General features: G+C 64.5%; 12 protein-coding genes. 6 read left to right on the top strand and 6 right to left on the bottom strand.

Features of this window, described 5'->3' with window-relative positions; genetic code table 11:
• Positions 1 to 125: 125 nt before the first annotated feature.
• On the top strand, positions 126 to 770 hold the full coding sequence (locus ABIA30_RS04715; protein WP_370063334.1) for a DJ-1/PfpI family protein: 645 nt from the start codon (positions 126 to 128) through the stop codon (positions 768 to 770).
• Positions 771 to 778: 8 nt separating this feature from the next.
• Here the strand turns inward: ABIA30_RS04715 and ABIA30_RS04720 are convergent, their stop codons facing one another.
• Positions 779 to 2,053: a cytochrome P450 gene (locus ABIA30_RS04720; RefSeq protein ID WP_370062530.1), complete on the bottom strand. Its 1,275-nt coding sequence runs from the start codon at positions 2,051 to 2,053 to the stop codon at positions 779 to 781.
• Positions 2,054 to 2,275: 222 nt separating this feature from the next.
• On the opposite strand from ABIA30_RS04720, the gene ABIA30_RS04725 reads away from it, so the two are divergent.
• Both ABIA30_RS04725 and ABIA30_RS04730 read left to right on the top strand, forming a co-directional pair.
• The gene (locus ABIA30_RS04725) at positions 2,276 to 5,545 is read left to right on the top strand and encodes a LuxR C-terminal-related transcriptional regulator (protein WP_370063336.1); all 3,270 of its coding nucleotides are present in this window, start codon (positions 2,276 to 2,278) and stop codon (positions 5,543 to 5,545) included.
• Between the two features lie 239 nt (positions 5,546 to 5,784).
• On the top strand, positions 5,785 to 6,003 hold the full coding sequence (locus tag ABIA30_RS04730) for a hypothetical protein (protein ID WP_370062532.1): 219 nt from the start codon (positions 5,785 to 5,787) through the stop codon (positions 6,001 to 6,003).
• Positions 6,004 to 6,006: 3 nt separating this feature from the next.
• Here ABIA30_RS04730 and ABIA30_RS04735 read toward each other — a convergent pair whose 3' ends face one another.
• Both ABIA30_RS04735 and ABIA30_RS04740 read right to left on the bottom strand, forming a co-directional pair.
• Positions 6,007 to 6,852: an SDR family oxidoreductase gene (locus tag ABIA30_RS04735; RefSeq protein WP_370062534.1), complete on the bottom strand. Its 846-nt coding sequence runs from the start codon at positions 6,850 to 6,852 to the stop codon at positions 6,007 to 6,009.
• 230 nt (positions 6,853 to 7,082) lie between these two features.
• On the bottom strand, positions 7,083 to 7,511 hold the full coding sequence (locus ABIA30_RS04740) for a cellulose-binding domain-containing protein (RefSeq protein ID WP_370062536.1): 429 nt from the start codon (positions 7,509 to 7,511) through the stop codon (positions 7,083 to 7,085).
• A 273-nt stretch (positions 7,512 to 7,784) separates the two neighbouring features.
• On the opposite strand from ABIA30_RS04740, the gene ABIA30_RS04745 reads away from it, so the two are divergent.
• Entirely contained in the window at positions 7,785 to 8,240 is a 456-nt protein-coding gene (locus ABIA30_RS04745; protein WP_370062538.1) for a DUF1942 domain-containing protein, read from the top strand.
• Positions 8,241 to 8,286: 46 nt separating this feature from the next.
• Here the strand turns inward: ABIA30_RS04745 and ABIA30_RS04750 are convergent, their stop codons facing one another.
• Positions 8,287 to 8,616: a hypothetical protein gene (locus ABIA30_RS04750; RefSeq protein WP_370062540.1), complete on the bottom strand. Its 330-nt coding sequence runs from the start codon at positions 8,614 to 8,616 to the stop codon at positions 8,287 to 8,289.
• 329 nt (positions 8,617 to 8,945) lie between these two features.
• Here ABIA30_RS04750 and ABIA30_RS04755 point away from each other — a divergent pair, with 329 nt between their 5' ends.
• Entirely contained in the window at positions 8,946 to 9,302 is a 357-nt protein-coding gene (locus ABIA30_RS04755) for a YciI family protein (RefSeq protein ID WP_370062542.1), read from the top strand.
• 17 nt (positions 9,303 to 9,319) lie between these two features.
• Complete coding sequence (locus ABIA30_RS04760; RefSeq protein ID WP_370062544.1) at positions 9,320 to 10,546, top strand: RNA polymerase sigma factor; 1,227 nt, start codon at positions 9,320 to 9,322, stop codon at positions 10,544 to 10,546.
• 29 nt (positions 10,547 to 10,575) lie between these two features.
• Here the strand turns inward: ABIA30_RS04760 and ABIA30_RS04765 are convergent, their stop codons facing one another.
• Entirely contained in the window at positions 10,576 to 11,310 is a 735-nt protein-coding gene (locus tag ABIA30_RS04765) for a cutinase family protein (RefSeq protein ID WP_370062546.1), read from the bottom strand.
• A 130-nt stretch (positions 11,311 to 11,440) separates the two neighbouring features.
• Positions 11,441 to 12,712, bottom strand: coding sequence for an MFS transporter (locus ABIA30_RS04770; RefSeq protein ID WP_370063338.1), 1,272 nt, complete (start codon positions 12,710 to 12,712; stop codon positions 11,441 to 11,443).
• Positions 12,713 to 12,855 lie beyond the last annotated feature (143 nt).

Genomic DNA, 12,855 nt, shown 5'->3' on the forward strand with positions numbered 1-12,855 from the left:
CAACGGTCACTACTGAGGCGAACTCGGCCCCCACGCTCGCCATAACCCTCGGGCGCGGCAACACAATTCGGTGGCATTGTGCACTCGGTGTTGGCTAGCGTGTGAGTCTCATCAGCAGCGTGAGCATGGGAGTGAAGGCTGTGACCAGTGTTCGTCGCGAAGTGTCGATAGTGTTGTTCGACCAGTTCGAACTTCTTGATGTGTGCGGCCCAGTGGAGTTCTTCGGATCGTTACCTGACTTGTTCACTGTCACGATGGTCGGTCCCGAGGTGGGCCCTGTCCGAAGTAAGCAAGGCGTTGACGTCCTAGCAACACAAAGCTATCTGACCGCTCACGCCGGGGACATTGTGATGGTTCCTGGCGGGCAAGGCACTCGTACACTGGTCAACGATGACGAATTCCTTTCCTGGCTAGCGGGTTTCGCCAGGTCAGTGGAGTTGGTGACATCGGTATGCACCGGATCGGCGCTGCTTGCGGCGGCCGGTTTACTCGATGGATACCGGGCCACATCCAACAAATTCGCGTTCGGCTGGGCGTCACGTCACGGGCAAACGGTGACCTGGATTCCGCAAGCTCGGTGGGTTGAAGATCGGAACCGCTGGACATCCTCGGGAGTCACCGCCGGCATGGATATGACCGCCGCCCTGATCCGGTCTCTGCATGGAGACGACACGGCTGACCGCGTCGCGAACCATATTGAGTACTCGGCACACCGCGATCCCACGTGGGACCCATTCGCCGAGTTGTACGGCCTCACCGACACCAACTAGTCAACCGATCAGCCGATCGTCGCCAAGTCGCTTGCCGGAGTGCGCGAATGTCCGGGGTCGAATTCGATGGGCAGGATTGTCGGCCCAGTGATTCCGACGAGGGGCTTCCAGGGTGCCGGGCCGGCGCGGTGGGGGTTGGGCAAACGGCGCGTGATGACGGTGAGGGCTTCGGCGAGTTCGAGTCTGGCGAGGTGTGCGCCAAGGCAGTGGTGAACGCCGCCGCCGAAGCTGAGCAGGGCCGGCGGACTCGTGCGGGTGATGTCTAGTCGGTCGGGGTCGTCGTACACGGCGCGGTCACGGTTGGCCGAGGCGATGTTGGGCAGCACGAAGGTGCCTGCGGGAATGGTGACCTCCCCGAGTTGGACGTCTTCGGTGGCAATACGGAATGGGGCGAAGATGACGGGGCTGTGGCGCATCAGCTCATCGACTGCCCGCGGCGCGAGCTCTGGATGCTCAGCGAGCAGGGCCCACTGCTGGGGGTGATCGCACAGAGTGCCTACGGCGGCGGCCAGTTGATTGCGGGTGGTGTCGGTGCCTGCCATCAGCAGGGTCGCCGCGAGCGTGGTGAGCTCGTGGCTGGTGAGTCGATCACCGTCGTCCTCGGCACGGATCAGCTCAGAAATCAGGTCGTCGGTGAGGTTGCGGCGCCGCTCGGCGACCATGTCGTTGATGTAGGCGTCGAGTTGGTCGGAGGCCGCCATGATGACCGGCTCGTCGTTGGCAGCGTTCCAGTTGAAGATCTTGAAGATGTCCTCGGCCCAGTCGGAGAACAATTGCCAGTCGCAGCGAGGAGTGCCGAGCAGTCCGCAGATGATCGGAATCGGATACCGGCGGGTGATGTCGGCGACGACGTCGCAGTGCCCCTCGGCGGTCAGTGGGTCGACCAATTCACTGATGACGTCGACGATCGTGGTCTGCAACCGTGCAGTTGACCGTGGTGTGAATGCCTTGCAGACGAGTCGGCGCAGCCGGTGGTGTTCGGCGCCGTCCAGACTCAACATTCCCGTGGTGGCCCTGTCCCACATCCGCCCCGAGGTGATTCCTTGTGCCGCAAGCACAACTCCCTTGGGTACGCGGAACCGGGGATCGCGCAAGACGGTGCGCACCAGCTCGTAGCTCAACACCTCGGGCCCGTGTGGCCCCAGCGCAATCGGCCCCTGCATGCGGGCTTGCCGAATGTGCCGGTGCGCCTCCGCGGGGTCGTGGTCCTGCTCATAAGCGATCGTCGGCAACCCAGCATCAAAGACAGTGGGACTGTTGGTGCCGACAGCGTGCAAGGTCACGGTGGTCTCCCTCGGGTTCGATTGGATCGACTATGTGTCGGGCGAGGCAGCAAGACCATCGGCCAGTACGCGTAGATCTGCCAGGCCGGCGGTCGTATATCCGGGGGTCGTATACGTGCCCGACGGCTGCAATCTGCGCGTTTGCGCTGATGTATTGCACTACGCGCCGCGCGCACGCTGGCTAACATGAGCGACATTGAGCCGTGCGCACGGACGCCGGTAATGAACTGGAGCGAGCTGGGCGTGAGCGACCTGCCGACCGGAACGGTGACGCTGCTACTGGCTGACGTCGAAGGCTCCACTCGGCTGTGGGAGACCCAACCCGAGGAGATGACCGCAGCAATCGCGCGGCTGAATCAGTCGGCGCCGGAGATCATCGCCGCCCACGACGGGGTGCGCCCCGTCGAGCAGGGTGAGGGCGACAGTTTCGTGGCGGCTTTCGCCCGCGCGTCTGATGCAGTGGCGACGGCTCTGCAGTTGCAGCGCGCACCACTCGCGCCGATCCGGTTGCGCATCGGCATCCATACCGGCGAGATCCAGTTGCGCGATGAAGGCAACTACGCGGGTCCGACGATCAACCGGACCGCGCGGCTGCGCGATCTGGGCCACGGCGGCCAGACGGTGCTGTCGGGAGCGACCGCACCGCTGGTGGTCGACCGACTACCTGAGGGCGTCTGGCTGACCGATCTGGGCACCCACCCGTTGCGCGATCTGCCCCGTCCCGAACAAGTCGTGCAACTGTGTCATCCCGACCTCGTCAACGAGTTCCCACCGTTACGGACATCGAAAGCTGTTGTCAAAAACAATCTTCCGGCGCAGCTGACCAGTTTTGTGGGCCGCCACGCGGAGTTGAGCCAGCTACGGGAACTGATGGCCGACAACCGGGTGGTGACGTTGACCGGTGCGGGCGGGGTAGGCAAAACCCGGCTGGCGATCCAGGTCGCCTCCGTGCTGGCCGATGGGTTCATCGACGGTGTCTGGTACGTAGATCTGGCGCCCATCGCTGACCCCAGGCTCGCTCCAGTTGCGGCGGCCCGCGCATTGGGGGTATCGGACCAGCCGGGCCGCTCCACCATCGACACCTTGCTGGGCTTCATCGCCGGTCGTCAGATGCTGGTCGTGCTGGACAACTGCGAGCATCTGCTAGATGCCTGCGCCGCGCTGGTCGTCGCCTTGCTCGCGGCGTGCTCGGGCCTGACGCTCTTGGCAACCAGCCGTGAGGCGATCGGCGTGGCCGGTGAGATGAGCTGGCGCGTGCCGTCACTGTCGCTGGCCGACGAAGCGATCGAACTGTTCGCCGACCGGGCCCGCCACGCTCGGCCCGACTTCACTCTCAGCGCCGACCATGCCGCAGTGGCAGGCGAGATCTGCGCGCGTCTGGATGGGCTGCCGCTGGCGATCGAGCTGGCCGCGGCTCGGGTGCGCGCCTTGTCGCTGTCCGAGATACTCGACAGCCTGCATGACCGGTTCCGGCTGCTGACCGGTGGGACACGCACCGCGGTGCGCCGCCAGCAGACACTGCGTGCCTCTGTGGACTGGTCACACGCCCTGTTGACCGAACCCGAACGAGTGCTCTTTCGCCGGCTGGCAGTGTTTGTGGGCGGCTTCAACTTCGAGGCCGCCCAAGCGATCGTCGGGCAGGACACGGTGGAGCGCTTCCAGGTGTTGGATCTGCTCACCCTGCTCGTGGACAAGTCACTGGTCGTGGCCCACGACAGTGGGGAACGGACTCGCTACCGGCTGTTGGAGACGGTGCGTCAATACGCGTTGGAAAAACTCGGCGAATCCGGCGAGGCCGACACCGTACGTTCACGTCACCGGGATCACTACACAGCGCTGGCGGCGCTGCTCGACGCGCCGGCAGGCGGAAACCACGAGCAGCATCTCGAGCAGGCCAACATCGAGATTGACAACTTGCGCGCCGCATTCGCGTGGAGCTTCGACAACTCCGACGTCGAGTTGGCATTGACGCTCGCCTCGTCCCTGCAGCCACTGTGGCATGCGCGGGGCCGCCTCAGGGAGGGGCTGACCTGGTTCGACAACGCCCTGGCCGGCGACGACGCCCGGCGCCCCGAAGCGACGGGCGCGGTGCGCGCCCGGGCGCTCGCCGACAGAGCCGTGCTTGCCACCTGGGCCCAAGGCGCCGACAGCCTCGATCAGGCCCAACAAGCCCTGGCAATCGCCCGCGGACTCGACAACCCGGACTTGCTGGCTCACACGCTCACCGCTTGTGGATACACCGCTGCCTACACCAATTCTGAGATGGCTCGCGGGTATTTTGCCGAGGCGCTCGGCCCGGCCCGGGCCTCAGGCGATCGCTGGCGGCTCAGTCAGATCCTCGCCTCGCAGGCAGCTGCGGCAATCCTGGCGGGTTACCCGATCGAGGCGCGGGCGGCCGCCGAACAAGGACGCGACCTGGCCGAGGCGACTGGTGACCGGTTCACGTCGCGCCGGTGCCGCATGAGCCTCGGACTGGCGCAGGCGGTTACGGGAGAGGTGGCCGGAGCCGTCGCACAATTTCGTGAGCTCGCCGCCGAGGCCGAGGCAGCCCACGATCAAATCTGCAGGGCAGACAGCCTGACGTTCCAGGGCGTCGCACTCGCATATCAGGGCGACACGGGCGGGGCCCGGGACGCCGCCGACGCGGCCATCGAGGCCGCCGCCGAGCTGGGTGGGCTCAAAGCGGGCGGCGGCTACATTGCGTTGGCTGCCGCCGCCCTGGCTGCCGGAGACGCTGCGACTGCGCAGGATGCGACCGATGCCGCGCCGTACCTGAATGCCCTGCCAAAGGTGATGGGGCGGCGCGCGATTGGTGTGGAGGTCGCACAGGCGGGCGGGAATCTGATCGCGGCCCGCCGGTGCGCCGACGACGTGATCGCGACGGCGACCGGCTCGTGGCTGGCGTGGGCGCTGACCACGCGCGCCCGGGTGGCTATCGCGCAGGGTGAGCCGGAGCAGGCCGGACACGACGCTCACGACGCGCTAGCGATCGCCGCCGAAGTCGAGGCATACCAGTGCATCCCCGACATTCTGGAACACCTCGGCACCCTCGCCGGCCAGCGCGGCAGTCACCGCGAAGCGGCCCGGCTTTTCGGCGCGACCTCCGCCATCCGGCAGCGGATGGGCGCGGTGCGGTTCAAGGTTTGGGATGGCGATTATGAAGCCTCGGTCGCTGCGTTGCGAGACGCCTTGGGCAAGAATGACTTTGACGCCGCATGGGCCGAGGGCACCGCTCTGTCAACCCAGGAAGCGATGGCATACGCCCAGCGTGGCCGCGGCCGACGCAAACGCCCGGCCTGCGGCTGGGAATCGCTCACCCCCGCCGAACGCGACGTCGTGGGGCTGGTAAGTGAAGGACTCGGCAACAAGGACATCGCCACGAGGCTTTTCGTATCACCGCGCACCGTGCAAACCCACCTGACGCACGTCTACACCAAACTCGGACTCACCGGCCGTGTGCAACTAGCCCAAGAAGCAGCCCGCCACACCTAACCCCCTGCCGTTCGCTGCGTTACTACACCCAGAACGTGCCAATGGCCAAGGCATCTCCCCTGGCACATCCGAACTGGTTCGATGCCTGACAGCAGGAGGGATGATGCCTGACAGCAGGAGCGATACGGTGGGCGGGCTACCAGCAACACAAATCCGACTCCCCCTGTGCACCAACGACATTGGGCTCATATTGTCGTAGCGTAGGGCAGGAAGCGCGGCGGACAGGCTATGGTGAATGAATGGCCAGCTCGGATCACGCGTACCGGCATTCCCTACCCGAGCGGATTTCACGAGGTTTGACGATGGTTCGTACCAGGCGTGTGCTGCTCGCGTTCATTGCCGCGTGGCTCGCCTTCGCACCCCTGGCGAGCGCGAAGCCGATCGGTGAATGCCGGTCGATCTGCGAGCATCACCGTGGCGATTTCCAGTTCTGCTACGACGATTGCCTTCGGCGCTGATCCCTACGAAACGGGAGTTTCCGGCTCCATGTCGAGTGAGTGCTGGATCTGGTCAGGGCGACTGCCGAGCCCGTCCGTCGTCTTCTTGTGCCATGGGGCCTCGATGAGACTCTTCGTCTCTTCGATCATCACCGTCGGTACGAGGTTGCGATAGGTGTCGATCTCACCGGCGGCAACGGCCGTCATGGTGGCGTACACCTCCTCCGGGTCGAATTGCGCCCGCGGGAACGCAAGCTTCGAGTAGTCGAAAAGCCGCTCGGAGGCATCGTCCTCCCAACTCTCGTACGTCTGGAACATGCGGTCGTTGAAACCGGTCAGAAAAGGCCCAGGATTGACCGTGGCAACTTCGATCCCGAACTCCTGCAGTTCGAGCTTCATCGTTTCGGCGATCGCCTCGACGGCGTGCTTGGAGGCGGCATAGATGCCGGTGAACGGGTTGACATTCAGGCCCTCACGGGACGAAACCCAGACTATGCGGCCCTTGCCGCGCTTCGCCATCTGCTTCGCGATCCCCTGGGTCAGCAACAGCGGCCCCGTGACGTTCACCTCCCATTGGTTGCGGATGTTCGCCGCCGGAATGTCGATGACCGATCCCCCCTCGCCCAGGCCGGCGTTGTTGACAAGGACCTCCACGCCCCAACCCAGTGCTTTGCGCCGGTCGCCGTCGTTGGTGACATCGAGCTTCTCGACCCGCAGTGTGACGCCCCGGTCCGCCGCCTGTCGCTTCAGCGTCTGGACTTGCGCATAGATCTCCACCGCCGCGATCACGTCAAAGTTCTTCTCAGCAAGCCGCATCGCAACTTCGTGACCGAAGCCCGTGCCGGCTCCCGTGATCAAAACCGTCGTCATTCCGCTCTCCCGGGTCGATGCAATGTGCCATCAACACCCTGGCACGGATTCGGCAATGCTGCGCCAAGATTGCCATCTCCGCTACCGATGCGCCGCTCCGGAGGCGACGATACCCATGAACCACGCGACGTTCCGTAACTTCCTACACAACAACGGCTTTCGTGATGCCATGTACCACGAGTGCGTGGCCGAACTGGTGGGTCTCGGAGTGGTCGAGCCTGAATGCGCAGTTAGCTCGAGGCGCAAGGATATTGACCGTTGAGCACACAATTCAACGGCGGTGTGTAGGAGCCGCTCAGCACACCCCTGAGGCCACCCGTGGCTGAACCACCGGGCGCAATGACGCGATTCCAGTTCGCAGGGGTGAGCACGTAGTGCGTCCCATATTGGGTCAGGGTGCTGTTCCACGTGTGTGAGACGGATTCCCCAACCGGCAAGTCGAATTCGATCCGCCAGTCGCTCATCGGTACAGCAGTCGAGTTGACCACGGCGAAGTGGGCGATGAAACCCGTCTGCCACGCATGTGACACCGACAATGTCGCCGCGGCTGCATGAGCTGCGGGCGCGCCGACGAATGCGAAGATGGCAACCATCAATGCCGACACCGCTACGTGAAGCGCTGTGCGGCAGCGCTTCACGTAATTGTTCAGTCCGGCCATAGCAGCCAACACTAGAGGCAAGATAGCGATGTCAGCATTCGCGCCGCGGGTAAGCTGCCGTACCTTTGCCCAACCGAAACCGTTGCGAAACCTTGGCCGCGATCCCGCCCGAACCCGGTATTGGCGACGCCATGAGCGACGCCGAATTGACCGAGCCGGACTGAGCTTTCCGGCACGCCGAGCAGGTTTGGATACCCGAGTTCTGGATACCCCTGAGTTGAAACAGTAACCAACCACTCCTGGACAGCAGGAGTACGGCAGAAGGAGTTTCCCGTGGTGTTCTCGCAGATCGCGTTGAAAACGATCGCAGTTACGGCTGGGATCGCGACGGCCGGAATCCTGGCGGCGACGCCGGCGATCGCCGACCCGACAACGACGCAGTTTGGCCAAACCGAAGAGATTCCCAGTCCCGGCGGGGCCATCGCCTACACCGTCAGCAACTTGCAACCAAGCGGCCACAATGACGGCGTGTGGTTCTCCGATGTAACCGCCCAAGCTGTGAGCGGCTCCCCGACCCCGAACATTTCCGATTTCAACGCACGGGCTGTCAACAGCTCGACCTATGCGGACATGAAGGGCGGCGAGGCGGACGGCCTGCCCAACCAACCGCTTGCGCCGGGTGCCCAGACAACCGGGAGGATCTACTTCGACGTAAGAAGTGGCACCGCGCCCGACAGCGTCATCTATCGGGACGCCGTGGGCACCGACAAGGTGGTCTGGACGAGCTGACCACCCGCGCCTATCACGGCCGAATACCGCTGGGGCTCAACAAAATCTAGATGCAGAAGTCGCCGACGCAGACTCCGCCCGGCGGCTGCCAGCCGCCAGCCCATCCGGCCGGTCCCCAGGGGCCCTCGCCGCCCCAGCCCGGACCGCCGCCGCCCCAACCGGGTCCACCGCGACCCCAGCCCGGTCCACCGCCGCCCCAACCGGGTCCGCCACCCCATCCGTGGTCGTGGTGTCCCCACCCGGGATCGCCCCAGGCCGGTAGCGGACCAACCGCAGGACCGGGCGAAGCCTCAGCGAAACCGGCGCCGACAGTGACCGCTGCTGCCGCGAGTCCGCCCGCAATGACCATGCCGGCCAGCAGTTTTTGTGTTCTCATGTCGAAACAACTCCTCTCGCGCACCGGGGCGCGCATCCGTCGTTGAATAGTCGCCAGCCACGTTGTCGAGGCATCCGACCTTCTGGACGAGACGTCCCAGGCACGAAGTTGGCGGCAGACACCTGACATTACTTAGCGAAGTTAAGTACCCGCTATGTGACCGCTCAGAATCACTTAGCAGCCGCAGCAGGTACACGCCAGGTGGTAGGCCTGACCTGCACCTTCACCACCGCGAGAACTTGCCGTGGCATGACTGTCGATAACGGTGGTTGCCATTCGTGTAGAAGGTGAGGGGTGGCATCTGGTCGCCCCCTGATCGAGGAGTGTCGGTGACGTACTACTTGCTTGCCATGCATCAGCCCGTCGGTGATCCGCCGCCACCGGAGGTGCTGGAGCCGATCATGAAGGCTCTGGCCGTGGTCGAGAACGACATGAGGGCGGCCGGCGTCTGGGTGTTCTCCGGAGGGCTGCACGGCCCAGAGGCATCGACAGTCGTCCGGGTCCGCGATGGGGCACCGTTGACGACGGACGGCCCGTACATAGAAGGTAAAGAGCACCTGGGCGGGTTCACCGTCATCAATGCGCCGGATTTGGACTCCGCGCTTGAGTGGGCGCGCAAACAGGCACAGGCCGTGCAACTTCTACCCATCGAGGTACGCCCGTTCCGGGGCGATGTGAAGAGCTGAGCGCTACCGTGCGGCAGATGCCGCCCGCTGAAATTGCCGGTGTATTCCGACGCGAGTACGCGCGGGCTGTGGCTGTCCTGGTCCGTCGATTCGGCGACATCGATCTCGCCGAGGAAGCGGTCCAGGACGCCTTCACCAAGGCCCTGGACCGCTGGCCGCACGTCGGGCCACCGCCAAGCCCGGCCGGATGGATCATCACCACCGCCGCAAACTCGATCGTCGACCGGTTCCGCAGGGAATCCGTCCGGGGTGACCGGCAGACCCAAGCAGCGTTGCTGTACCCGGCGGCCGAACACGATCTGATCGAAGAGAGCCCCGTGCACGACGACCGCCTGCGCCTGATCTTCATCTGCTGTCACCCAGCACTCGCCCTCGAAGCCCGGGTCGCGCTGACACTGCGATTGCTCGGTGGGCTCTCCACCGACGAGATCGCCCGCGCGTTTCTGATCGCGGAAACGACTGTCGCGCAACGGCTTGTGCGCGCCAAACGCAAGATCCGCGACGCACATATCCCCTACCAGGTACCGCGCGATACCGACCTGCCCGACCGCGTGCCCGGGGTGCTGGCCGTCGTGTACCTGATCTTCAACGAGGGGCATACCGCCACCGCCGGGGTGGACCTCGTGCGTGCCGATCTCACCGACGAGGCGATACGTCTCGGCCGGCTGCTTGCCGAGTTGATGCCGGATGAACCAGAGGTGTTGGGGCTGCTCGCGCTGATGCTGATGACGGACGCGCGACGTGCTGCCCGCACGGATGCGAAGGGAAATCTGGTCCTACTCGCCGACCAGGACCGGGGCCGGTGGGACCACGGCCTCATCGCCGAAGGCCAGGCGCTCGTCCGCCAGTGCCTGCTCCGGAATCGGCCGGGCCCGTACCAGATTCAAGCTGCTATCAATGCCGTGCACAGCGATGCGCCGACCGCATCCGCTACCGACTGGTCGCAGATTCTCGTACTGTACGACCAGCTGATGGCCGTCGCTCCAACCCCCGTCGTCGCCCTCAATCGCGCCGTGGCGGTCGCCGAAACGCAGGACCCGCAGACGGCGCTGGATCTGGTGGAAGCACTCGATCTGACGGACTACCACGTCTATCAGGTGGTCCGCGCCTCTCTTCTGTCGCGACTCGGTCGAAGCTCCGAAGCTGCCGACGCCTACGACCAGGCCGCCGCCCTAGCCACCAACTCCGTCGAAAAGGCCCACCTGCGCCGTGCTTGCGACGCCCTCCGCGGCCAAACGCGGTGAATATGATTCGCGGGCAATAAGATTGGTGGCTACAGCTTTCCCACGGCAAATGCCGCGCCTTGTTCAGCCATCCCGTTCGCCGCGTAAGTGATGTGCGCGAAGGTGGGACCACCACCGGGTGCGCCATTGCAGATGGTGTCGTCGGGAACGCACATTTCGACCGTCTTGGCCGCATACGCCGGCCCGATCGGTATCGGCGGGGCGCCGATTTCCCCCATGAACTGAGCCGACGGTTTTCCGAACAAAACGAGTGCCGCGACGTGGTTCGCGACCGATGGCGGCATCGGCTTGGGGGCATACCACGCGTAAGGCGCGAGATCGGCAGGGATGTCTTTCGGTATGGCGTTCGCGGTCGTGAATCCCGACACGACAGCACCTTGGGAATAGCCACCGAGCACGATCCTGGTGTTCGGGCAGTTCGTCGCGGTGGCCTCAACATGGGCGGCTGCGTCCTTGACTCCGTCGACAACGCTTTGGACGAACTCCAGGCGGTTACCGAAATCGCTGCTCGCCGCGTAGTTGACCGGATACACCGCCACCGACCTGCCACCCACCTGCGACTGCACGGCATCGACGAATGACTGTCCAACCATGCCGACGCCGGGTGCCTCGCTGGTCCCACGGGCGAACACGACCTCCACATCGGGGCACGGCTGGGCGGACACGGACGGAGCAGGTGCGTACAGCAACCCCGAGGCGATGATCGTCGCAACCCCGGCGAGGTGGGGCATTCGCATGCCCCGGATCAATTTGATGACGTCCATATCGGCTCCAGCGTCTCGCTCCAGCTAACCGCTACCGGCCATGTCAATGCTGACATACACAGCATGCGCGGCGATACCCTCGGCTCCGAGTTGTTTGCAATCGAGCCTGTCGGTCGCCGCTCGGCCCTTCCTACGGCAAAGGCTTTCCGGCAACTTCGGGCATGAATCGAAGAGTCAGCGTCCCCACCAGGCCTGCGCCGATCAACATGTATGCCGGCGCCAAGGCATTGCCGCTGACCGACGTCAACGCTTGAGCGATCAACGGGGTGGTTCCGCCCACCACCGATAGCGCGATGTTGTAGGAGATGGCCAGAGCCCCGTTGCGCACTTCGGTCGGGAACAGAGCCGGCAGCGCCGAGGGCGTGGTGCTGTCGAAACACAGTTCCATCAGTCCGACCAGCAGCACCCCGACGAAGACGACGAGGAAGATCCCGCCCGAGCTCATCAGCAGAAATGCCGGGATCGACGCCACCACAAGGAGCCCGCAGCCCGTCCACATGATCGGCTTGACGCCGATCCGGTCGGACAACATCGCAACGAGCACCACGGTCGCCATCAGGATCGCCAATGTCGCGACGATCATCACCAACGAAGCCGTGTTACCAACGTGCACAACCACTTTGAGATATGTCGGCAAATACCCGGTGAGCATGAAGTCAGGCACCTGCGAAGCGACCACAAGCGCCGCACAGATGATCATCGGCCTCCACTGCCCCACCACCGTGCGCCGAAACTGCTGCCAGCCGCGGTCGAACGGCGCATCGGTGTGAGTGCCCAGCTGTTCGTAGGCGGGTGACTCCTCGATCCGCAATCGCAGATAGAGAGCGAGCACGCCGACGGGTGCGCCCAGTAACAACGGAATCCGCCAGCCCCAGGCCAGCATCTCGCTGGTTGGCAGCGTGGCCTGCAATGCCGTCACCAACAACCCGGCGATCACGAACCCGACCAGATTGCCCAAGGGCAGGAACCCGACCATCATTCCGCGCTTGTGAGTAGGCGCGCGCTCGACGAGATAGGTCATCGCACCGACGAACTCGCCGCCGGTCGACAGGCCCTGGAATATCCGGGCAACCAGAAGCAGGATCGGCGCCCAGACGCCGATGGTGCCGTAGCCCGGCAGCAAGCCGGTCATGGTGGTCCCCAACGCCATCAGCACGATCGTGATCACCAACACCCGCTTGCGCCCGACGCGGTCACCGAGCGGACCTAGGACGAACCCGCCGAGCGGCCGAACCACGTACGCTGCGGCCAGCGTGCTGAACGTGGCGACGAGATGGACTGCACTGGCGCTGTTGCCTGGGTAGAACACCTGCGCGATGGTGGTGGCGATGTATCCGTAGACACCGAAGTCGTACCACTCCATGAAATTGCCGATGGCCGTACCCACAGTGTCGCGGCGCATCGCCGAATCGGCGTCCCGAGTCTCGGCGGGTGCACCGCCATACCGACGGGTTCGGGTGCTCATCGAAATGACGTTTACCCGTTGCGATGCTTCCCGAAACCTGCCTGATTCCGGTCTTGTCGACTTCGTGCCGCGGTTACTGT

The organism is Mycobacterium sp. MAA66 (genome assembly GCF_041261665.1).
Classification (GTDB): Bacteria; Actinomycetota; Actinomycetes; order Mycobacteriales; family Mycobacteriaceae; genus Mycobacterium.

What these genes read in the sequence shown, in the direction of transcription:
- ABIA30_RS04730 (WP_370062532.1), top strand. Translation starts at nt 5,785, where the DNA reads ATGGCCAGCTCGGATCACGCGTACCGGCATTCCCTACCCGAGCGGATT.
- ABIA30_RS04740 (WP_370062536.1), bottom strand. Translation starts at nt 7,511, where the DNA reads ATGGCCGGACTGAACAATTACGTGAAGCGCTGCCGCACAGCGCTTCAC.
- ABIA30_RS04770 (WP_370063338.1), bottom strand. Translation starts at nt 12,712, where the DNA reads ATGCGCCGCGACACTGTGGGTACGGCCATCGGCAATTTCATGGAGTGG.
- ABIA30_RS04715 (WP_370063334.1), top strand. Translation starts at nt 126, where the DNA reads ATGGGAGTGAAGGCTGTGACCAGTGTTCGTCGCGAAGTGTCGATAGTG.
- ABIA30_RS04725 (WP_370063336.1), top strand. Translation starts at nt 2,276, where the DNA reads ATGAACTGGAGCGAGCTGGGCGTGAGCGACCTGCCGACCGGAACGGTG.
- ABIA30_RS04760 (WP_370062544.1), top strand. Translation starts at nt 9,320, where the DNA reads ATGCCGCCCGCTGAAATTGCCGGTGTATTCCGACGCGAGTACGCGCGG.
- ABIA30_RS04750 (WP_370062540.1), bottom strand. Translation starts at nt 8,616, where the DNA reads ATGAGAACACAAAAACTGCTGGCCGGCATGGTCATTGCGGGCGGACTC.
- ABIA30_RS04765 (WP_370062546.1), bottom strand. Translation starts at nt 11,310, where the DNA reads ATGGACGTCATCAAATTGATCCGGGGCATGCGAATGCCCCACCTCGCC.
- ABIA30_RS04735 (WP_370062534.1), bottom strand. Translation starts at nt 6,852, where the DNA reads ATGACGACGGTTTTGATCACGGGAGCCGGCACGGGCTTCGGTCACGAA.